Here is a 20,051-nt window from a genome sequence, read left to right as displayed (position 1 = left end):
TTTAGGGCTCCCTTCGCGGTTTAATTTCCGCATCATCACAATCAACTCGGCTTACATCATCATGGCGTTGGATGCGTAGATAATCCATACGGACAACGCAACAACCATGACAATGATGACAGCTGAAAAGATAAATGAATAAGTATCCAATTTGCCTTGATCAGAGAAGTCCAAATGAAGGAAGTACTTCAAGTGTACAAAAATCTGAATAACAGCCAACACCACGATCGTGATGTAAGTTGGACCTTTATCAAACGCTTCCGTCATCACCATCCAGAAAGGAATACCCGTCAGGATCACTGACCAAATAAAGCCAGTTAGGTAAGACTTAACGCTACCGTGTGAATGTGCTTCAGAAGAATGATCGCTCATTAGATCGCCCCCATCAGATAAACAACGGTGAATACACAAATCCAAACAACGTCTAAGAAATGCCAGAACAAACTTAGGCAGCTTAAACGTGTTACAGCACGGCTAGTAAGACCGGTTTTTATGACTTCGATGATCATTACGAACATCCAAATCAAACCAGCGGTTACGTGAAGACCGTGAGTACCCACAAGAGTAAAGAAGGCAGACAAGAAAGCACTCGTCTGAGGTCCATGACCGTGAACAATCAGGTGATGGAACTCATAAATTTCCATTGCGATGAACATGGCACCCAAAACGAAAGTCACTAGCAACCAGCCTAGTGTGCCTTTCTTGTTCTTGTTGTGCGCACAGATCATAGCGAAACCGTAAGTGATACTTGAAACAAGTAGCGCTGCGGTTTCCGCTAGAACAAAGTCCAACTCAAAAATTTCTTTACCAGATGCGCCTCCCGCTGTGTTCATAAAGAGCACAGCGTAAGTCGCAAAGACGGATGCGAACAACAAGCAGTCCGTCATTAAGTATAACCAGAACCCAAATACCGTGTTGCCACCAGTATCATGGTGCTCGTCGTGATGTGCACCCGCTTCGTGAGCATCGTGCGTATTCATATGTGCAGTACTCATGATTACCCCTTAGCCACGTTATCTAGGTGCTCATTTTCGATTTGAGCGATTTCATCAGGCTGTACGTAGTAGTCAACGTCTTTCGTGTAAGCACGAATGATGAAGGTTACGATAGAACCCGCAAAACCTAGGATTGCTAACCACCAAATGTGCCAGATCATCGCAAAACCAAATGCGGTAATTAGGCCACCGATAATAATACCAGCAGAGGTATTTTTCGGCATGTGGATTGGCGCATAGCTTGCTTTACGTTGGTAAGCCGTGCCTTTTTCTTTCATATCGGTGAAAGCATCGATATCGGAAACAACAGGCAGCTCAGCAAAGTTGTAGTACTGTGGAGGCGATGAAGTCGACCACTCAAGTGTATGACCATCCCAAGGATCACCCGTTGTATCAAGGTTTTGTTTGCGATCACGGAAGCTCACGAACAACTGCAGAAGCTGACAACCAATACCGGCGAAGATAACAACCGCACCCACTAGAGCAATGTACAACCAAATGTTCCAGTCTGGGTTATCTGTGTGGTTCAAACGACGAGTCATTCCCAAGAAGCCCAATACGTAGAGAGGCATGAAGGCTAGGAAGAAACCAACCAACCAGCACCAGAATGCCGCTTTGCCCAATTTCACGTTCAAGTGGAAGCCCATCGCTTTCGGGAACCAGAAAGCAAAACCAGCTAAGTAGCCAAATACCGCACCACCAATGATGGTGTTGTGGAAGTGAGCAATCAAGAACAAGCTGTTGTGCAACACATAGTCAGCACCAGGAACCGCTAGAAGAACACCTGTCATCCCACCAATGGTGAAGGTCACCATGAAACCCAGTGTCCAAAGAACTGGTACCGTCATACGAAGACGACCACGGTACATAGTGAACAACCAGTTAAACAGTTTCACACCCGTTGGTACGGCAATGATCATTGTCATCACACCAAAGAAGGCATTCACATTGGCACTTGAACCCATGGTAAAGAAGTGGTGCAACCATACGATAAATCCAAGAATGGAAATCGAAGCCGTTGCCCAAACCATTGATTTGTAACCAAACAGACGCTTACCAGTAAAGGTAGAGACGACTTCAGAGAAGATACCAAACGCTGGCAGCACTAGGATGTACACCTCAGGGTGACCCCATGCCCAGAACAGGTTGATATACATCATTGAGTTACCACCGCCATCATTCGTAAAGAAGTGGAAGTCTAGGTAACGGTCTAATGTCAACATCGCCAATACAGCAGTCAAAATTGGGAACGAAGCAGCGATCAGAATGTTGGCCCAAGTACAGGTCCAAGTAAAGATCGGCATGTCCATCAATTTCATACCAGGAGTACGCATTTTGAAGACAGTTGCCAAGAAGTTAACTGCCGTCAAGGTCGTACCGATACCAGATATCTGCAACGCCCATATGTAGTAATCAACCCCAACACCCGGACTGTATTCCAATCCAGCAAGAGGCGGATAAGCCACCCAACCTGTCTTAGCGAACTCACCAAGGCCAAGAGAGATGTTTACCAAGATCGCACCAGATGCAGCCAACCAGAAACTTAAGTTGTTCAAGAATGGGAAGGCAACGTCACGTGCACCGATCTGTAGTGGCACGACAATGTTCATCAAACCAATCATAAATGGCATAGCCATAAAGATGATCATAATGACACCGTGAGCAGTAAAGATCTGGTCGTAATGGTGTGGCGGTAGATAACCTGGATCACCGCTGGTTGCGAGCGCAAGCTGCAAACGCATCATGATGGCATCGGCAAAACCACGCAATAGCATGATCAAAGCCAACACAATGTACATGATACCAAGCTTTTTATGGTCAACCGAGGTCAACCAATCGCGCCACAGAACGCCCAACAAATTATTTTTTAGAACCAGGAATGCGACAACACAAGCGACTACAGCAACAACACACAAGGTGGTGATGACAATAGGATCATGTGGAATTGCTTCCATAGAAAGTTTGCCTAAGAAACCAGACATTATTTATCAGCCTCCGTATGCATATCATGCGATGAGTGTTGAGACTCGTCATGATTCATATCACTGTGGTCCATTTCCTCATGATTCATTTCACCATGGTTCATGTTGCCATGAGCCGAATTATCGTGAATCATTTTAGAATCAAAAACAGTTCCTTTAAGCAACTCAACTTTGCCGTGATCTTTCATGAACTTCATTACATTGTCCATGAAAACACTTGATTTAATTGAATTGTAGTATTGAACTGGAGTAGGTTCGTGATGATGAGCATCTAGATCGAATTCAGCAAGCGCTTCATAAGAAGCCTGATCCAATATGCCGTTGTTGATTGACCCAGCAATTGACTCAGCTTTCACACCTTCAACCCAAGCATCAAAGTCCGCTTCTGTTTCAGTCGCGATGGCTTTGAATTTCATGCCGGTAAACCCAGCACCACTGTAGTTTGAAGATATGCCATCAAATGTACCTGGCTCATTCGCAATCAAGTGCAGTTTTGTCACCATGCCTGCCATTGAGTAGATCTGGCTACCCAACTGAGGGATAAAGAATGAGTTCATTGTACCTTCGGAAGAAATCTTGAACGCAACAGGAACATTGGCTGGGAATCTCAGCTCGTTCACAGAAGCGATACCAAGGTCCGGATAGATAAACAACCATTTCCAGTTCATCGAAACAACCTGGACATTGATGTGTTCTTTATCCGACTTCAAAGGCTTGTAAGGGTCCAATGCATGAGTAGATTTCCAAGTAATCACACCAAGAACGATGACAATTACGATTGGAATGGCCCAAACAATAGTTTCAATTTTTGTGGAGTGCGACCACTTAGGTTCGTAGATTTCATCACGACCTTCACGGTATTTCCAAGCGAAATACAATGTCATGAAGATCACAGGAATCACCACAAGTAGCATTAATAGAGTAGCAACAATAATAAGTTGCTTCTCTTCAATACCAACCTGCCCCTTTGGATCGAGCACACCACCCTGACAACCGGCGAGCAAGCCCACCATTAGCGCCAAAGCGACTTTACTTAGGATACGAGTTAACAAGAGAATCATCCTCTAACCCCGAGGTTCACAAAACTGCTACTTGACCATCAAGTAACAGAACGAAAATCCGGCCTAGCCGGGTATTTCAGTAAAGATCACCACACTGAAAACAGCATAAGAATCATTACTTGGCTAAAGTTAATTAACGCAATAACGATTCTTTTGGATCACCTAAATCTGAAAAAGGTACTCAACATTCGTTCCGTGAATCGAGCCACAACTCGATTAACTGCTTTCCCACAAAGCAATCACGAAGACAGCGAATGGCCAAATTTGGCGAGCAAAGGTTGATATCGGTCATAGCAGACCCACATCTAACCAGTAATACTATAGTCAACTTGTATAACAGAGAGCTTAATATCCGTTTGTTTTCCTGCGTGCCTTAGATACAAAAATTCCTTTAAAGCCTTATGTTTATTAAGATTTTAAAGGAGCAACACGCCAGGCAACTGGCTCAATCTAATTATCCAATTTCCACGTTATCGTACCCTTGATAGCGACGTTTTAGCCACTAAGCACAAATTACGGTGTGCGGAATATACCAAAAACCGAACAATCACACAAAGTCTAGTTTAGCCTTTGTTGTCACTTGCTTCACCGAATTTTTACAAAAATCACATTCTACAATCAAGATCGGGAGCCTGCTGCGCCAGTAGACGTCAGCTGGCGTTTTTAAACATCTTTAACAAAACCGACCGCATGGTGATTAAAAGGTGCTTCATGGTCGATTCATCAATACCACTGAACCCCAATACAAACCCCACCTTCGCATTCATGACATGTCGATAATGCAAAGACAAGGGCGACAAGCTGATAGAATCTTGCTGCAATCGTTCCGCGACGATACAGTCTAATGCTTGCTGTCCATTTTGAGGTCGACGCCACTCGGGCTTAAACTCAATCAACACATGCATACCGCCTCTTGGCTTCTTCCAATCAAACCAAGCCGACAAATACTCAGACAAAAGCGCTAAAAGCATATCTCTTTTAAGTCGATAATGACGACGCATACGATTTAAATGTCGATCAAAATTGCCCTGGATCAAGAAATCCGCAACAACAGGTTGCATTGGCAACGAAGCTGACATACCGATTCTAGATTGAATTTGTTCCAGTAATGTGACGTGCGCCATCGGTGCGACGATGAATCCCAATCTCAGCCCTCGAAACAAGACTTTTGAGAAACTCCCCACGAAAAACACCTTATTTCTCGATGCTTCATGAGCCTGTGCACTTTGCATGAAAGGCACTTCCATACGCCCCTGATAGACAAATTCGTTGTCGTAATCATCCTCAATCACCCACCAAGGAGAAGACTCTTCTTGCAATGTTTGCAGCCACTTTTGGCGACGCTGGGAGCTAATCGAGGTGCCAAGCGGGTATTGGCGATTGGGCGTCAGGATGGCGACATTTTCGCCCTGAATGGGCTCAACTAAACACGGGCCTTCATGATCAGTAGCAATTGATTGTATGTTTGAGTGTTGCCCAAACGCTTGCCAAATCGGTGGATAGGTCGGTTCTTCTAACCACCAATTCACCGCACCACCATCAATCGATGACAAAGCATGCTGCAGAAGTTGCAGCGAATCTCGGTTACCGGCGGTAATGATAATTTGTTCTGCACAACAGTCTAACCCTCGAACGCGGTATAGATAGTCCACTAAAGCCGTTTTAAGCGGCGGGTAGCCCGTAAGATAACCGCCTTGCATCACATGATAATCCGGCTTAAGCCAGCTGCGTCGCATACTAGCCGCCCATTCTTTACTGGGGAAAACCTCAACGTCAACACCCGCATCAAATGTAACATATTGGCTCTTATGAGAAGGTGCGAGATGGTTTTTATTAGACAGCGTTGACGTCTCCCTTCGAGGTACCTTCCTCTCTGCTCGATAAGCCAATTGCGGGGCCACAAATACCCCACGCTTTAATTCACTGACCAGAATGCCTTCCGCAATCAATTGATCATAAGCTCTGGATGTGGTGCTTCTGGACACCCCTAAAGACGTTGCCAGTAGCCGCGAAGAGGGCAGCTTATCACCAACCGCCAATTCACCAGACGCAATGCCTTGCTGAATCTGACTTATCAGTTGTTGGTAGTAAGGTCCGCCTTCGTCCTCTATGGATAAGCGTAAACTGGCAATAGCATACTTCATTCGATATCTGGCCTTATTTTTTATAATCATTCTGGCTATTTTTAAAAGGACCAGATTTGCATATTCTTATTTATACCAGTGTACCCAGACGTACTCAAAACTCTTTTTACTAAAAGGAAATATTACCGTGATCAACATTCGCCAAGCAGAATTAGAAGACCTAGCAGCTGTTGTCTCAATGTTTGAGCAATATAGACACTTTTATCAATGCGAAAATAACACAGTATTAGCCACCGACTTTATAAAGGCTCGCATGGAGCAACAGGAGTCCATTATTTTTATCGCTGAAACGGGCAAGCAGAATAAAGAGATAGCAGGGTTTGTTCAGCTCTACCCACTTTTCACCTCAACCGGCATGAAAAAGCTCTGGCTTTTAAACGACCTATTTGTTGACGAAAGCTATAGAAAACAAGGTATTGCAGAAAAATTAATAGAGGCAGCCAAATCGCTAGCTCAACAAACTAGCGCACGAGGGTTAATGCTAGAAACCTCAGCAAAGAACTTACCAGCACAAGCTCTATATGAAAAAGTCGGCTTTATTAAGAGTCCCAGTTTTTATTACACATTAGACCTTTAACCAACGTTAAGAGGCAGCCATGACCCAAACACTTGAAACACCATTAAGCAAAGTAAAAAGAGGGCCGAACAGAGCCTCACACGATAAAGACCTAGCATTAGACATTATTGATGCGGCATTAATGTGCCATGTTGGCCAAACAAAAGATGGCCAAGTATTTGTGACACCCACCAGCCACTGGCGCGAAGGCGATTACTTCTATTGGCACGCTCATTCCAAAGCTCGCAATGTCAAAGGACCAATAGACAAACCAGAAAAGGTTTGTATCAATATTAGCTTATTAGATGGCTTGGTATTAGCGCGTTCTGCCATGCATCACTCGGTGAACTATCGCTCCGTTACCTTATTTGGTGTCCCAGAGTTAGTTGATGATAAAGAAGAGAAAGTGCGTCAATTTAAACTCTTCTTAGACAAGGTAAGCCCAGGACGGTGGGAAGAATTGCGACCAGTGAATGAAAGCGAAATTAAAGCCACTGGGGTAGTACGCATTAAAATAGAAGAAGCATCCGTTAAATTCCGTGCTGAGCCACCAATCGACGACGCAGCCGATATTGATTGGCCAGTGTGGGCTGGCGTTGTACCTTTAGAAAGGCATTGGGGCGCTCCCCAGACGGACCCAATTCAACAACAGAACTTTGCCCCAGCAAAGCCACCAAAGGCTTTCTAACACTAAGGCTTTCTTAATTCTTGGACAGAGGTAACATTCCATTAAAAATGCATAGAAGAGAATGCAAATAAGATTCGATTTAAAACCAAGATATTATCTATGATCTGACTGGATATGACTGCTCGTGGTTTAAGGTATTCCCGTAAGGTTCTAATGGCACGTATGCTGTCAAAAAGATAGAATGTAGGGTTATTTATTCGGATAAAGATTCATGGCCACTATAAAAGACATTGCTCGCCTATCAGGTGCTGGAGCTTCTACCGTATCTAGAGTCATTAACAAAAGTGGCTACGTATCGAATACAACACGGCTACGGATCGAAAAAGCTATTATAGAGTTAGGATATACTCCCAATATTGGCGCTAGAACGCTACGAAGCGGAAAAAGCAATCTTATTGGTATTTTAGTGCCATCGATTAAAGTGGACTTTTTTGCTCGTCTAGCACATAAACTAGAACAGATGTTGTTCGCTCAAGGCTATCAAACAATGATTTGCTCAACTGCGGAGGATACGAAGCACGAAGCAAAATACATTGAAATGCTATTAAATCAAAAAGTAGCTGGTGTAATGGTCGCCTCAGTTGGAAATGAGAGTGCCGCATTTACAAAGCTTCAAAATGCAAATATTCCAGTTCTGGCATTAGACCGTCAATTAATAGGATTAGATGTTCCATTTGTTAGAGCAGATCATTTCGAAGGCGGAAGGCTTGCCGCAGAGCATCTTATTAGCCTGGGACATCAATCTATTTCTATCATTGGAGCGCCAGATCAATCTGAGCCAGTTAAATTACGCACTGAAGGCGCAATTGAAACTTGTAAGAAAGCGGGTATAAAAGTTCCAAACACTATTCTTGGTTCAAAACATAGCGTTTGGGCTTGTGAATCATTAGCAAACGAGGCTCTCAGCTTTTCACCTCGTCCTACTGCTATTATTGCAACAAGTGACATTGCTGCTATTGGTGTTTTACACGCGGCAAGAGAATTAGGAATAAATATTCCAGAAGACTTATCCGTTACAGGCTTTGATGATACTCCAATGGCGTCTTATGTATTCCCTCCTATCACTACAATCGCCCAACCAATAGAGGAGATTGCAGAAGTGGCTATTAAAACAATGATATCTTTTATAAAAAAAGCCAACATCGATATAAATCAGAAAATTATGCTTCCTGTTAACCTTAAAATAAGAAAATCTACAATTCAAAATAAACAATAACGAGAGTTTTTCTAACCCTCGCTATTGTTTACTCTAATAGATCACTTTCTATCAATATAGAAATTAATAAATACAGCGCCTAGAATTAAGGCTCCACTTACCACTTGCTGAGCATATGGGTTAAAACCCCAAAGTGTCATAGCATTAATAAGCACACCTAAAAACAAAACACCAATAAATGCCCCCCATATAGAACCACGCCCACCAAATAAACTCACCCCACCAATAATAACAGCAGAAATAACTTGAAGCTCCATTCCCCGTGCAATGGTTGGATTTCCAGAATTAATAAGAGAGGAATAAATAATCCCACCCGTTGCAGCGAAAACTGCAACAATAACCATACAAATTGTTTTTGTTCGCCATACGTTAATACCAGATAGACGAGCCGCTTCCATATTGCCTCCAACAGAATAAACAGCACGTCCAAACGTTGTAAAATTTGCCAATATAAAAGTACAAATAAAAGCAACCACCAGTAAGTATACTGGGACAGGAATCCCCCAAAAGCGTCCACTGCCAATGATGTAATACCACGACGGAAATGCCTCTATAGCTGAACCATTTGTAATCATATTGGCCATTCCAGCCAATGTTGCCATCATCGCTAAAGATGAGATAAAAGTAGGCACACCCACTCGGTGACGCAACATGCCATTAAACCAGCCAACACTAGCAGCAAAACACAAGGTAGTAACGATCCCTAACACCACATAATACCAAGCAGGTTCGAAAGCGTGACCAGATGCCTTTTCAACGATCCAAGCTGTTAGGCACGCCGACACAGCCACCATTGAACCAACAGATAAATCAATTTCACCGACAATAATAACTAAGGCCATACCAAACGCAATCATACCGGGCACTGCGATATTGCGTAGAATATTTAACTGATTATCCACTGTCATAAAACCACGAGCAGTAAAACCAACGATGATATAAAGCAATATCAAGATTAAAAGCATTGAATGCTGTCTCGATAGCCCAACAAGTTGTTGTTTATTCATACAGGTTCTCCAGTAGAATCATCATTTTCCATACACGCAGCATAGAGGTCTTTAGGGTCAAGTTCGTCATTAAGAAACTCTTCTGAAATAGAGCCATTGTGGAGTACAAGTATTCGATCACAACATTCTGTTAAGTCCTCCAGTTCAGTTGACACAACAATACAAGACAAGCCTTGTGCGGCCATATCCCAAATTATTTGATAAATTTGACGTTTAGCTTGAACATCGACACCTCTCCCTGGCTCATCAAATAATAAGATGCTTGGTGCGTTATTTAACCAGCCTCCCACAACTATTTTCTGTTGATTACCACCAGAAAGAGATGACACAGAATTCATTGGGTTCCCTAATTTGATATTTAGATCCTGAATCTGGATATCAACAAAAGAAGACTCTTTTTTAATAGAAGTCCAACCTGATGGCGCAATTCTTTGAAGAGCTGCCCTACATAGGTTGGCATGACAAGATGCACTTTGGACTAACCCTGATGCTTTCCTATCCTCTGAGGCATATCCCATTCCTGCGGCTTTCATCACAGTAATACTGGGATTCTCAATCAAAGTTCCATTAATAAAAATATCACCAGAGTCAGCTGAACGAGCACCAAAAATGGTATGAAGCAACTCCGTTCGGCCAGCGCCTAACATGCCAGCTATTCCTATAACTTCACCGGGATATAAATCAAAAGAAACATTTTGAAAGAATGGGACTAGACACAGATCCCGAATGCTTAATGACGGAAATTCCTTTGGAAAATCACGTATAGGACGATCTAGTGGCAATAGCTCACCAAACATCATATCCACAATAGCTTGTGGCGAAGCTTCAGATATTGGTACGGAATCAACAAAAGAACCGTCTCGAATTGCTGTTACTGTATCAGCAATTAATGGAAGTTCAGCCAGCCGGTGAGATATGTATATAATCGTCACACCCTTCGCTCGCAGCCTTTCAACTAACGCGAAAAGCTGTCTAACTTCACTCTGTGCGAGAGCCGATGTTGGTTCATCCAAGAGCAACACTTTAGGAGAGAAACTCATAGCTTTGGTTATTTCTACTATTTGCTGTAAACCAACGGATAGATCTTTCACTTTGGCTTTAGGATCTACACCACTTGCACCTATTTCATCAAGTAGTAAACGAGCATCTTCAAAAAGTTGAGTCCAATTAACCAAAAATCCTCGCTTTGGAAGTCGCCCCAGATATATATTTTCAGCGACACTTTGCTCAGGAACCAAAGAAAGCTCTTGGTGAACAGTGACAATACCTGCTTCAAATGCATCAGCAGGATTGTCAAAAGATAAATCCAAAGACCCTAGTTTCATCTTCCCAGATGTCGGTTTAATCACGCCTGCCAACATCTTTATAAAAGTACTTTTGCCTGAACCATTTTTACCAATTAGAGCGTGAACTTGGGCTTCAGCAAAACTGTGGGTAAAATTATCGAGAGCCCTGACCTCCCCATAGTGCTTAGTCAAGGCATCAAAATGAAGAACATTCATATGAAATCCTTTGTCACCCTGTCTAATATGACAGGGTGACATAATTTTACTTTAGAGATTGAACAAAGCTTGTAATACCGGCTTTATCATTGCGACTTAGCAATAAGGCTGGAACTGAGACTTCGGTTTGAACCCCTTTCCCCTGAATAAGGTCAAGAGCAGAATTCGCTCCCATTACTCCCATCTCTTTAGCTGATTGTGCTGTAGTGGCTTGCAATACGTTATCCGACGACATAAGACCTCGAGCGAGCTGCTCAGATCCATCAATACCAAAGACAAACACTTTTCCAGCTTTTCCCGCATTACGAACAGCTTGCATTGCACCAACTGTACCGCCTTCATTTGCGGCAAATAAAATATTGATCTCAGGGTTTGCAGTTAACATATCGGTAGCAACCTGAACCGCTTTTTCTGGCATCCAAGCATCTTGTTCAGTAACAACAGTTATTGAATTGTCTCTGCTCGCTTCCCTCTTGAAACCACTTGTTCTAGCACCACTTTGTTCAGGCAAAAGACTTGCAAATGCTAAAATACCTACATGTGCTTTTCCATCCAGTTTAGAACGAATAAAGCCCGAAGCCGCGGCACCCGTTGATGCCCCTAAGTCATAATTGGCTGTTGAAAAAGTTGCATTCGCAATTGACTTGTCTTCTAAACCTCCGTTAACCGCAATCACTTTAATTCCCGCCGCTCGAGCTCGCTTTAAAGGACCAGCTGAATTAGTAGCAGATAAAGGCGCAATAACGATGGCATCAACACCTCGTGATATATAGGTATCTATCGCTTGCGCTTCTCTTGCCTGATCACCGTCAACATTGAGTTCTAGAACTTCTGCTCCCCTAGCTTCAGCTCCTTCTCGGATTCCTTGCTGCAAAGATTTAAAGAACTGATCTCCCTGAAAAACAATACTAGCAATGACAGGCTCATCATTTGCTACGGCCTTAAAAGGTACAGCTAAAGTCAGGGCCATCGCAGACACGGTTAAAAAAGCTTTTATATTCTGTTTCATTTGTTTTTCTCCACGGAAATATTATTTTTATTTTACAAAATCTATCTATTACACTTTTTTGCCTGTTTTTTTTATGTTGAGCTTCTATTAACAACTCAACGGCTTTATACCTCCTGTCGCAGTCGCAGAGCGAAGGCATTCTGCAGCCATTTTATTAGCAAGCTGAATACAATCTTTGGCAGACCAGTCTTCATGTAAACCATGTAACAAACCTGCAGCAAAGGCATCACCAGCCCCAACAGGACTGACTATTTCAGATGTTGGAACCACATCTACTTCAGTCCATATTTCCTCTGTTGGCGTTTTCCATAGTGACAAGGTAGGGGTATGCAATACGCATCCTTTTTTAACACCCCCTTCTATTAATAAGTTTGCTGCATGTGAGATGCTTTCCCGGTTGTTCTCACCACCTAATAAAACACCAGTAGCTCGCTCTGCCTCAACCTCATTCAAAAAAAGCCAATCGATCTCAGAAAGAGTCCCCATAACGGTCTGCCGATAATTCATATTTGAAGAAGATACAAGATCTACACAGGTTATCATTCCTGATTGGCTTACTAGTGCCAATAGTTCTGCCGCCATCGAGCGGCCATCATTTACCGCATCAAGTAGAGGTAAGAGATTTAAATATCCGAGATAAAAAATTCGAGGATTTTGTTCCACAATGCGATTAATTGGAACGGATTGGGTATTAAAATAATTATTAACGCCTGGTTGATAAAAAAAAGTTCTACTATCACCAGGTACATTCATAACATGAGTATGAGCAGTAGATTGGTTGGCGATAATAGAAAGGTATTCTGTAGACAATCCTTCACTAGAACATAACTCAAGAATGACCTGACCATGATTATCATTACCCAATACACCGACAGGAAATAGGGGATACTCCACTCCAAGTGCTTTAAGATCAAAAGCAACATTCGCAGCACCTCCTCCTACGCCAATCGTTTCGTCTAAAATATGGACTAAATCCGATTTAGCAGGCCAGAAGCCAATATTATGAACAACATCGACTATCCAGTTCCCAGCGCATACTATTCCTTGCTTATTACTCATAGAAGCACCTCATTCCAAAGAGGAAAATAAGGGGCTTCATCTTCTTCAATTTCTGAAAAACGTCCCATTTTCTCTAAAAAATGATTATCCGTAATATCATCATTGCACTGACTAACTTCAGCAGCAAACACAACCTCACGCTCTCCCCAAAAGCGATGCTGAATTCCTTTAGGTATCGTAATACTTTGTCCAGCTACCAACCGATGAACTTTTCCAAATAAAACCTCAGCTTTTCCATCGATATACACCATATCAGTACCACTATCTAAAACAGCGCCATCCCGACTAAATTCAACACACAAGGTTCCGCCACCGCGAACAATGATGTCTTCTAGTTTATTTTTATGAGCATGAAAGGGCGTTTCTTGATTTATTCCAACAAACATCACCTTTTCAGCATAAGGACGCTCTCCAACAACATTTGGTTTTCCATTGCGGATACAAAAAAGAGTTAATCCTCGTTTCAAAAAATCACCAGAACCAAAATCAGTAACGTCCCAACCAAGCTGTCGTTCTCTGAGCCAACGGCTTTGTATAGGGTGTTTTGAATGATCCAGCATCGACCACTTGCCCCAATTAGGCAAAGCCCAAGAGTATCGATTCAACATCATCTCAGCTTGCCGCAAAGCCAGATTTATCTGTGAGCGTTTCATGATAAATATTCCACTTTTTGCGTTTGACCTGTTTTACCCGATGCTAGTGCTGCAGACATTATTGAATGATGATCTCTCGCTTCAGTTGGAGTTGCACAACTAAAACCATTTGCACCACCACTTAGCTCATCAATAAAAGCGGCCCACATTTGCTGAATAGCATCCGTAAAACCAAACTCAAAAATTCCACCTGTAATTGCAGGAAAAACAGACTGGTAACCAAGATCTTCTGATTGCCAAGTTTGCTTACCGCCAGCTTGGTATTCCATAAACTGCCATTGTCGAGGATATTTTGTCGTGAAATAAGCAGATCCTTTCATCCCCAGAACTCGAATGCTCCAAGTGTTCGACTCTCCAGGCGCAATCCGCCACGTTTTTAAAACTAACGGAAAATTCCCTGTTTCATTCACGACATTGCCTATTACAGTAGCGTTATCCCAAGTTTCACAAGGAACATTCTCCCCAGAACTATCAGGTCGAACGGTGACTCGATTTACTAAACTCGCATAGACACTTTCGGGTCTCCAACCCAAACGTAAAGGAACGTGGCACACGTGCATACCAAGATCCCCCATGCAACCATACTCACCATTCACATCAACCATGCGCTTCCAGTTGATCACCTTGTCAGGGTTGATATCTGATGAATGCAGAAATGCCGATTCCACTTCTAAAATGTCACCACAAGCACCAGATTGAACAAACTCAATCACTTTTTGAGCACCTGGGTAAAATGGCATTTCAGAAGAGCAACGCACCAACAGATCAGGGTGAACAGCAATCGATTTTTCAATTATTGCGTTCTGAGAAGCATCCATACCAAATGGTTTTTCACCTAATAAATGCTTACCTGCAGCCAAAATTTGTGGGTATAAATCCGCATGTAAAACATGAGGAACAGCACAATAAATCGCGTCAATTTCAGGGTTAGACAATAACTCTTTAAAATCCGTTGTGGTTTGCGAAACACTAGCCAGGTTAGAAGTAAACCAACTCATTAACTCTTCATTGGTGTCACATATTCCAATAATTTCAGGGCGCGCATTACTATTAACCAAATGCAGCCAACGAGCTGCAGCTGAAGCAAACTCCCGCCCCATAAGGCCGCATCCAATGATGCCAAAACGTATCGTTTTCATGATTATTTCACCATCGCCAAAGCGTCAGCTACAGAAGCATTATCATGAACAATCGCCATAAGAGCTTTTGTCATTGCTCCAGGATTGGCGTGATGAATAACATTACGGCCATAGACTATGCCGCGGGCTCCTTGATCCATCAGCTCCTTCGTACGAGTAAGAATTTCTTCATCAGATACTTTCCCCCCTCCACGCACCAACACAGGAACACCTTGCGCAATTTCAATAACTCGATGATATTCAGAAGGGTTAGTACAAGGATCTGCTTTGATAATATCAGCGCCTAATTCAACGGCTTGACGGACAAGAGGTAAGATTTTCTCTAAATCCCCATCCACCATATAACCACCGTTGGAATTATCCTGCATAACTAAAGGCTCTATCATTAATGGCATTGAGGCCAAATCACACTCATGCTTTAAAGCATTTATATTGCGAATACATTGACGATAAACTTCTGGTTCATTTGGTAAGCTGAGAAGGTTTACCACAACACAAGCGGCATCTAAACGAATAGCCTGTTCAACAGGTCTATCAATGATTTCCGAGAAAACTAAGGAAGGAAGGGGATTACCATATATATTGGCAATATCTGTTCGTAGTACAAATGCAGGGCGATCTTTACCTGCTCTTTCTTGTAATAGATGAGCAGTGCCTGGTGGTAATTGAATAGCGTCAGGCACGGCATTGGCAACGATATCAACCGCTGTTTCCATATTTTCAATACCATTTAAAAAGCTTTTTTCATTGAACATTCCATGATCAATAGCCACATCAAAGCAGTTACCAGATTTGCCAAATAGACGATTTAATCGAGCACTTTTCATTTTTATATTTTCCTTATTTTTATCATTATGGAAACGTTGCCACATTATGGCGAAATTCTTATTTTTTATTAGTACTCGCCATCTAAAAAACTGTCAAGAAAAATATGGCAACGTTTCCATGTTTTTAAAAAAGCGACTTTTTAAATTCTTTGTACATAAAATATTGAGAGGAGTAGACCCGACTGTTTATCCCTGTTAAGCCACGGCTTAGTCTATCGTCGAAATTGCATTGACAGCTGGTATTGTGCAGAACTTCATCAATTGGACATCAGGGCCGTAATGCCGAAGACTCAAGGTAGAAGATAAACAAATATTAAGCGATTCGCTTGATCTCAAAACACTTACTTTATCAACAACTTCCCAAAGCAGTCATAGAACGGCTCGGCATGAATAAAAACCACAATAATTTACTGCTACGTTTATTTCTTTGTCATCCAAGTCAAAGTGTGTCCACCGCCTTGGCGAATGACATCAAAAATGCCGTTTATTTGGTGCTCAACGAAGGGAATCTTTCGTATTTAGTCCATTAGAATGGTTATGATAAAAGCACGCCAATGGCGTGCTTTTATCATTATTTAGAAATTAGAGTTTTTTCGCTAACCAACCACTTAATCGTTGGATTTCCGGCGCGAATACAAAGGAAATAACCGCTGCGGCAGGCCAAGCAAAACGCCAAGCTGTCATCCAAAAAAACACAAAATCTGGGTGCAATCCAAGATTGACGTAAGTAATCCAACCCGACATCAAAAATGACAAGACACAGGACATGATCAATGCAAAATAAATACGGAATTTCATTCTTCTCTCCTTATACTGGACCATTCGTCTGCCCCGAATCGCACCATTGTATTAGTTGACTTTGATGTATTAGTTGACTTTGATCTCATCCTAGCAAACTATTATATGTGCAAATATAGCCATTTATTAAAACCAAATTTACAAATATGTAATATGCTTGATGACCTTAAAATTTTTATCACTGCGGCCAATAAACACAGTTTGACACAAGCGGCTAAAAGCTTGGACATGACCATCGCCACAGTATCAAGACGTATCAGGGCACTGGAGCAAACGCTCGGTTGTGAACTGCTCCACAGGTCGACCAAAGGCCTTACTCTGACGCCAATGGGAGAAGACTATTATCAAGAATGCGCAGAATTTATAGACGCGCTCGATCAACGCATCTCGAACCTGGATAAAACCCTTCACAGTTTGTCGGGAGAAGTTAAAATCTTAGCGCCAACCAACTTAGGCAGTGGCCCTTTGGATGCATTTTGGCAGCATTTCGCGTCTACACACCCAAATATTCAGCTTAACATTGAACTCAGTAACGCCATTCAAGACATGCGTGAAAACCGTGCAGACTTAGCCCTTCGTTCAGGCCCATTGCCAGATTCCTCTTTAATTCAAAAACGGCTCGGTTTCATTGAACCCATTCTGGTTGCTTCCCCCAACACCAGTTTCTCACTGCCGAATCGAGTTGAAGACATCACCGAATGTCCCAGTATTGCCGCCAATATGTTTTCCAACTGGCGTCTGGTCCATCAAGATGGCAGCATCTGCGCATTGCAAAAGAATCATCAACACTTAAGCAACGATATGAATGTCAGTCTCAACCTAGTAAAAGCGGGAGCTGGCATCACCCTAATGCCCATCAGTATGGTCTATAACGCCATTCAAGCGGGTGAGCTCATTCAAGTGCTGCCAGAATGGCGAGGACAAAAAAGAGAAATTCGTCTCGTCTGGCCTCACAAACGCAGTTTGTCAGCAAGAGCTCAATTACTCAGGGATGAACTGACTCTCTTTCTATATCAACAAGCTTGGTTTGAACAAGCCGATTAATCAAAGTTAAGGAAGCAAGATGGCGGATTTACTCTGGTGGCAATACACACTCATTGCTGTCATTTTTATTTGGAGTGGTTTTGTTCGAAGTGGCTTAGGGTTTGGCGGCGCGGTGCTCGCCTTACCTTTTTTATTGTTAGTAGAAAACGATCCGTTACTTTTCCTGCCCATTATTTCCATTCATCTGCTGATTTTCTCTAGCTGGATCGCTTGGCAGGGAGCGCGACAAACGCATCAAAAAGAACAACACCCCCGAAATTCATCAGAAGAAACACTCCAAGATGACAATTCAGGCAACATTGCTTGGGGCTATTTGAAGAAAGCCTTAGGCATCATGATCGTGCCTAAACTGATCGGCGTATTTGGCTTGTTAACCTTACCGGGCAACATAGTCACTGGCGTAATTTTTGTTATCGTCGCCGTCTTTGCCGTGTCCTACATCATCAACAAACCGTTTTACACCAACAACCGAATTCTCGATACCGTCTTTCTGATGCTTGGCGGCTATGTTAGTGGCACCTCTTTGATTGGTGCACCTTTGATTGTTTCTGTCTTTGCTACCAAAGTACCGCGCCATCAATTACGCGATACTTTGTTTGTACTCTGGTTCATTCTCGTCACCATCAAAATGGTGTCTTTCCTGATCGCAGACATCGACCTACAGCTTATTCACCAACTTTGGTTACTGCCTTGCGCCTTGCTCGGTCATATCTTCGGTCAAAAATTGCATAATCGCATCCAAAAAGCCGAAACGCCGGTCTTCTTTCAATTTGTTGGCTGGGCATTACTGACCGTCTGTACCTTTGGTTTGTATTCAACCTTTATGCTGTGATCACCAGCTTAAAGTGTGAACCAAAGCCCTTTGCGTAAATTACGTTGGTAACACCAATAAAGAGTCAGGGCGCGAGCAATAAAAAGGGCGGCCTGACTCAGCCAAAGCCCATGATTGCCTAAGCCTTGACTGATAAACCAAACCGGAAAAAAGACGCCAAGCACGCAAAGAATCATGGTGTTCTGCATTTGTTTGACACTGGTGGTGCCGATGAAGACGCCATCCAGCATAAAGGACCAAATACCCAACAGAGGAAAGGCAATCAGCCAGGGTAGGTACAGTTTCGCTTCTTCTTGCACGCTCTCCACATTGGTCAGTAAATGAATGATTTGATTACCAAATAGCCAAAAAACAAACATCAATGCAAACGCAGCTAACAACGCCCAATAAGTTGATAGGCGAATCACCTTTTGAAAATTTTTCTTATCTTTACGTCCGTAGTATTCGCCACATAAAGCTTCCACAGAAAAAGCAAAACCGTCTAACGCATTGGAAATAATCATCAAAAAAGTCAGTAATACCGCATTGGCAGCCAAAATAGCGTCCCCTTGACGCGCCCCTTGAGAGGTAAAGAACAGCATGACCAACAACAACAAAATCGTACGTACGAATAAATAGCGATTCACTCGAACCAGAGCCACGTATTCACGCCACTTTATCAAAGCAGATAGAGGCACATGCCCGTCAAATGTTTGCAGCTTACGCCATGCTAAAAATAAGGCGAATACCACCCCAACGTAGTGCGCCATCACGGTGGCCCAAGCGACACCATCACTGGCCATGCCCAAACCGTAAACGGCGTAGTAATCCAATATCATGTTGACCAGATTAATCACCAGCAACATCCACAACGGGCCTTTTGAGTATTGCACGCCAAAGAACCAACCCATTAAGGCATAACCCGCTAAAACAGCCGGCGCACTGTAAATACGAATCTCACTGTAGCTTTTTGCCCAAGGTGCCACTTCCGCACTGGGCGACATGAGGTGCAAGGCCAGCTCAAGAATTGGACCGCGAAAGAGAATCAGCAATAGACCGATCACCAGTCCCATTAAAATCGACTGCAATAGGAGTTCGCGCACCCGACGATAATCTTCTTGGCCTAAAGCTTGTGCGGTTAGGCCAGTCGATCCCATACGCAAAAAGCCAAACGCCCAAAATAAAAAGCTAAAAATACTGGCACCAATTGCTACCGCACCAAGATAGGTAGCTGTGCCTAAATGACCCACCACAGCCGTATCGACCAAACCCAATAACGGCGTCGTGATGTTCGATATCATAGGTGGCCACGCCATGTGCCAAATCCGCAGGTTCAAATTGGCATTTAAGCGCCATGACATCAACAAAGCATAAAGAGGAAATTTTGGCACCAGTGGTTCACCTGTGAAATTAGGGCTTTCTGTGGATAAAAATCGACCAACAAGGAAAGACTCGGCTGAAAAATTATGTGGAAAATCATAACAGTTATTCACACGGCTTGGGTATTTTTCCCATTCGTGTGCATTTTTTGAACATATTGGCCTGATTTTTGCCGATTCC

Annotated in this window: 19 protein-coding genes; 5 read left to right on the top strand and 14 right to left on the bottom strand. The window is 42.9% G+C overall.

Annotated elements, in window-relative coordinates; all coding sequences use genetic code 11:
• Nucleotides 1-51: 51 nt before the first annotated feature.
• The 5 genes from cyoD to pdxR form a co-directional block, all read right to left on the bottom strand.
• Nucleotides 52-372 carry a cytochrome o ubiquinol oxidase subunit IV gene (cyoD, locus tag MAR181_RS00360; RefSeq protein ID WP_013794617.1) on the bottom strand — a complete coding sequence of 107 codons (321 nt, stop codon included), beginning with the start codon at nt 370-372 and terminating at the stop codon, nt 52-54.
• Entirely contained in the window at nt 372-995 is a 624-nt protein-coding gene (gene cyoC, locus MAR181_RS00355; RefSeq protein ID WP_013794616.1) for a cytochrome o ubiquinol oxidase subunit III, read from the bottom strand. The genes cyoD and cyoC overlap by 1 nt, the downstream gene beginning before the upstream one ends.
• Nucleotides 996-997: 2 nt before the next feature.
• Nucleotides 998-2,977: a cytochrome o ubiquinol oxidase subunit I gene (cyoB, locus tag MAR181_RS00350; RefSeq protein WP_013794615.1), complete on the bottom strand. Its 1,980-nt coding sequence runs from the start codon at nt 2,975-2,977 to the stop codon at nt 998-1,000.
• The gene (cyoA, locus tag MAR181_RS00345; protein WP_041651075.1) at nt 2,977-4,038 is read right to left on the bottom strand and encodes a ubiquinol oxidase subunit II; all 1,062 of its coding nucleotides are present in this window, start codon (nt 4,036-4,038) and stop codon (nt 2,977-2,979) included. Before cyoA ends, cyoB begins: the two co-directional genes overlap by 1 nt.
• A 650-nt stretch (nt 4,039-4,688) precedes the next feature.
• Entirely contained in the window at nt 4,689-6,182 is a 1,494-nt protein-coding gene (pdxR, locus tag MAR181_RS00340; protein WP_013794613.1) for a MocR-like pyridoxine biosynthesis transcription factor PdxR, read from the bottom strand.
• Here pdxR and MAR181_RS00335 point away from each other — a divergent pair.
• The 3 genes from MAR181_RS00335 to MAR181_RS00325 all read left to right on the top strand — a co-directional run bounded on the left by MAR181_RS00335 (nt 6,148) and on the right by MAR181_RS00325 (nt 8,642).
• Nucleotides 6,148-6,759 carry a GNAT family N-acetyltransferase gene (locus MAR181_RS00335; RefSeq protein WP_144011180.1) on the top strand — a complete coding sequence of 204 codons (612 nt, stop codon included), beginning with the start codon at nt 6,148-6,150 and terminating at the stop codon, nt 6,757-6,759. The two genes, pdxR and MAR181_RS00335, sit on opposite strands and share 35 nt — an antisense overlap.
• A gap of 19 nt (nt 6,760-6,778) precedes the next feature.
• A complete protein-coding gene (locus MAR181_RS00330) occupies nt 6,779-7,426 on the top strand; it encodes a pyridoxamine 5'-phosphate oxidase family protein (protein WP_013794611.1) in 648 nt (215 codons plus the stop codon).
• Nucleotides 7,427-7,637: 211 nt separating this feature from the next.
• Complete coding sequence (locus MAR181_RS00325; protein ID WP_013794610.1) at nt 7,638-8,642, top strand: LacI family DNA-binding transcriptional regulator; 1,005 nt, start codon at nt 7,638-7,640, stop codon at nt 8,640-8,642.
• A gap of 41 nt (nt 8,643-8,683) precedes the next feature.
• Here MAR181_RS00325 and MAR181_RS00320 read toward each other — a convergent pair whose 3' ends face one another.
• The 8 genes from MAR181_RS00320 to MAR181_RS00285 all read right to left on the bottom strand — a co-directional run bounded on the left by MAR181_RS00320 (nt 8,684) and on the right by MAR181_RS00285 (nt 16,636).
• Nucleotides 8,684-9,649, bottom strand: coding sequence for an ABC transporter permease (locus tag MAR181_RS00320; protein WP_013794609.1), 966 nt, complete (start codon nt 9,647-9,649; stop codon nt 8,684-8,686).
• The gene (locus MAR181_RS00315; protein ID WP_013794608.1) at nt 9,646-11,151 is read right to left on the bottom strand and encodes a sugar ABC transporter ATP-binding protein; all 1,506 of its coding nucleotides are present in this window, start codon (nt 11,149-11,151) and stop codon (nt 9,646-9,648) included. Before MAR181_RS00315 ends, MAR181_RS00320 begins: the two co-directional genes overlap by 4 nt.
• A gap of 46 nt (nt 11,152-11,197) precedes the next feature.
• Nucleotides 11,198-12,160 carry a substrate-binding domain-containing protein gene (locus tag MAR181_RS00310; protein ID WP_013794607.1) on the bottom strand — a complete coding sequence of 321 codons (963 nt, stop codon included), beginning with the start codon at nt 12,158-12,160 and terminating at the stop codon, nt 11,198-11,200.
• Between the two features lie 87 nt (nt 12,161-12,247).
• The gene (locus MAR181_RS00305) at nt 12,248-13,219 is read right to left on the bottom strand and encodes a carbohydrate kinase family protein (RefSeq protein ID WP_013794606.1); all 972 of its coding nucleotides are present in this window, start codon (nt 13,217-13,219) and stop codon (nt 12,248-12,250) included.
• Nucleotides 13,216-13,872: a D-lyxose/D-mannose family sugar isomerase gene (locus MAR181_RS00300; protein WP_013794605.1), complete on the bottom strand. Its 657-nt coding sequence runs from the start codon at nt 13,870-13,872 to the stop codon at nt 13,216-13,218. The genes MAR181_RS00305 and MAR181_RS00300 overlap by 4 nt, the downstream gene beginning before the upstream one ends.
• A complete protein-coding gene (locus tag MAR181_RS00295; RefSeq protein WP_216086352.1) occupies nt 13,869-15,011 on the bottom strand; it encodes a Gfo/Idh/MocA family protein in 1,143 nt (380 codons plus the stop codon). The genes MAR181_RS00300 and MAR181_RS00295 overlap by 4 nt, the downstream gene beginning before the upstream one ends.
• A gap of 2 nt (nt 15,012-15,013) precedes the next feature.
• Nucleotides 15,014-15,883, bottom strand: coding sequence for a class I fructose-bisphosphate aldolase (locus MAR181_RS00290; protein ID WP_245546185.1), 870 nt, complete (start codon nt 15,881-15,883; stop codon nt 15,014-15,016).
• 537 nt (nt 15,884-16,420) lie between these two features.
• Nucleotides 16,421-16,636, bottom strand: coding sequence for a DUF2798 domain-containing protein (locus MAR181_RS00285; RefSeq protein ID WP_013794602.1), 216 nt, complete (start codon nt 16,634-16,636; stop codon nt 16,421-16,423).
• A 153-nt stretch (nt 16,637-16,789) separates the two neighbouring features.
• Here MAR181_RS00285 and MAR181_RS00280 point away from each other — a divergent pair, with 153 nt between their 5' ends.
• Nucleotides 16,790-17,680: a LysR family transcriptional regulator gene (locus MAR181_RS00280; protein ID WP_013794601.1), complete on the top strand. Its 891-nt coding sequence runs from the start codon at nt 16,790-16,792 to the stop codon at nt 17,678-17,680.
• A 19-nt stretch (nt 17,681-17,699) separates the two neighbouring features.
• Entirely contained in the window at nt 17,700-18,512 is an 813-nt protein-coding gene (locus MAR181_RS00275) for a sulfite exporter TauE/SafE family protein (RefSeq protein ID WP_013794600.1), read from the top strand.
• A gap of 8 nt (nt 18,513-18,520) precedes the next feature.
• Here MAR181_RS00275 and MAR181_RS00270 read toward each other — a convergent pair whose 3' ends face one another.
• Nucleotides 18,521-19,807, bottom strand: coding sequence for an MATE family efflux transporter (locus MAR181_RS00270; RefSeq protein ID WP_013794599.1), 1,287 nt, complete (start codon nt 19,805-19,807; stop codon nt 18,521-18,523).
• Nucleotides 19,808-20,051 lie beyond the last annotated feature (244 nt).

The sequence above is a fragment of the Marinomonas posidonica IVIA-Po-181 genome, assembly GCF_000214215.1.
Taxonomy (GTDB): Bacteria; Pseudomonadota; Gammaproteobacteria; order Pseudomonadales; family Marinomonadaceae; genus Marinomonas; species Marinomonas posidonica.
This window is presented reverse-complemented; position numbering and strand designations above follow the sequence as displayed.

Bases quoted from the DNA above. Each gene is read 5' to 3' on its own strand.
- cyoD (WP_013794617.1), bottom strand. From the start codon at position 372: ATGAGCGATCATTCTTCTGAAGCACATTCACACGGTAGCGTTAAGTCT.
- MAR181_RS00270 (WP_013794599.1), bottom strand. From the start codon at position 19,807: ATGGCGTGGCCACCTATGATATCGAACATCACGACGCCGTTATTGGGT.
- MAR181_RS00315 (WP_013794608.1), bottom strand. From the start codon at position 11,151: ATGAATGTTCTTCATTTTGATGCCTTGACTAAGCACTATGGGGAGGTC.
- MAR181_RS00280 (WP_013794601.1), top strand. From the start codon at position 16,790: ATGCTTGATGACCTTAAAATTTTTATCACTGCGGCCAATAAACACAGT.
- MAR181_RS00325 (WP_013794610.1), top strand. From the start codon at position 7,638: ATGGCCACTATAAAAGACATTGCTCGCCTATCAGGTGCTGGAGCTTCT.
- MAR181_RS00305 (WP_013794606.1), bottom strand. From the start codon at position 13,219: ATGAGTAATAAGCAAGGAATAGTATGCGCTGGGAACTGGATAGTCGAT.
- MAR181_RS00285 (WP_013794602.1), bottom strand. From the start codon at position 16,636: ATGAAATTCCGTATTTATTTTGCATTGATCATGTCCTGTGTCTTGTCA.
- cyoC (WP_013794616.1), bottom strand. From the start codon at position 995: ATGAGTACTGCACATATGAATACGCACGATGCTCACGAAGCGGGTGCA.
- pdxR (WP_013794613.1), bottom strand. From the start codon at position 6,182: ATGAAGTATGCTATTGCCAGTTTACGCTTATCCATAGAGGACGAAGGC.
- cyoB (WP_013794615.1), bottom strand. From the start codon at position 2,977: ATGTCTGGTTTCTTAGGCAAACTTTCTATGGAAGCAATTCCACATGAT.
- MAR181_RS00330 (WP_013794611.1), top strand. From the start codon at position 6,779: ATGACCCAAACACTTGAAACACCATTAAGCAAAGTAAAAAGAGGGCCG.
- MAR181_RS00335 (WP_144011180.1), top strand. From the start codon at position 6,148: ATGGATAAGCGTAAACTGGCAATAGCATACTTCATTCGATATCTGGCC.
- MAR181_RS00275 (WP_013794600.1), top strand. From the start codon at position 17,700: ATGGCGGATTTACTCTGGTGGCAATACACACTCATTGCTGTCATTTTT.
- MAR181_RS00320 (WP_013794609.1), bottom strand. From the start codon at position 9,649: ATGAATAAACAACAACTTGTTGGGCTATCGAGACAGCATTCAATGCTT.
- MAR181_RS00290 (WP_245546185.1), bottom strand. From the start codon at position 15,883: ATGTGGCAACGTTTCCATAATGATAAAAATAAGGAAAATATAAAAATG.
- MAR181_RS00295 (WP_216086352.1), bottom strand. From the start codon at position 15,011: ATGAAAACGATACGTTTTGGCATCATTGGATGCGGCCTTATGGGGCGG.
- MAR181_RS00300 (WP_013794605.1), bottom strand. From the start codon at position 13,872: ATGAAACGCTCACAGATAAATCTGGCTTTGCGGCAAGCTGAGATGATG.
- cyoA (WP_041651075.1), bottom strand. From the start codon at position 4,038: ATGATTCTCTTGTTAACTCGTATCCTAAGTAAAGTCGCTTTGGCGCTA.
- MAR181_RS00310 (WP_013794607.1), bottom strand. From the start codon at position 12,160: ATGAAACAGAATATAAAAGCTTTTTTAACCGTGTCTGCGATGGCCCTG.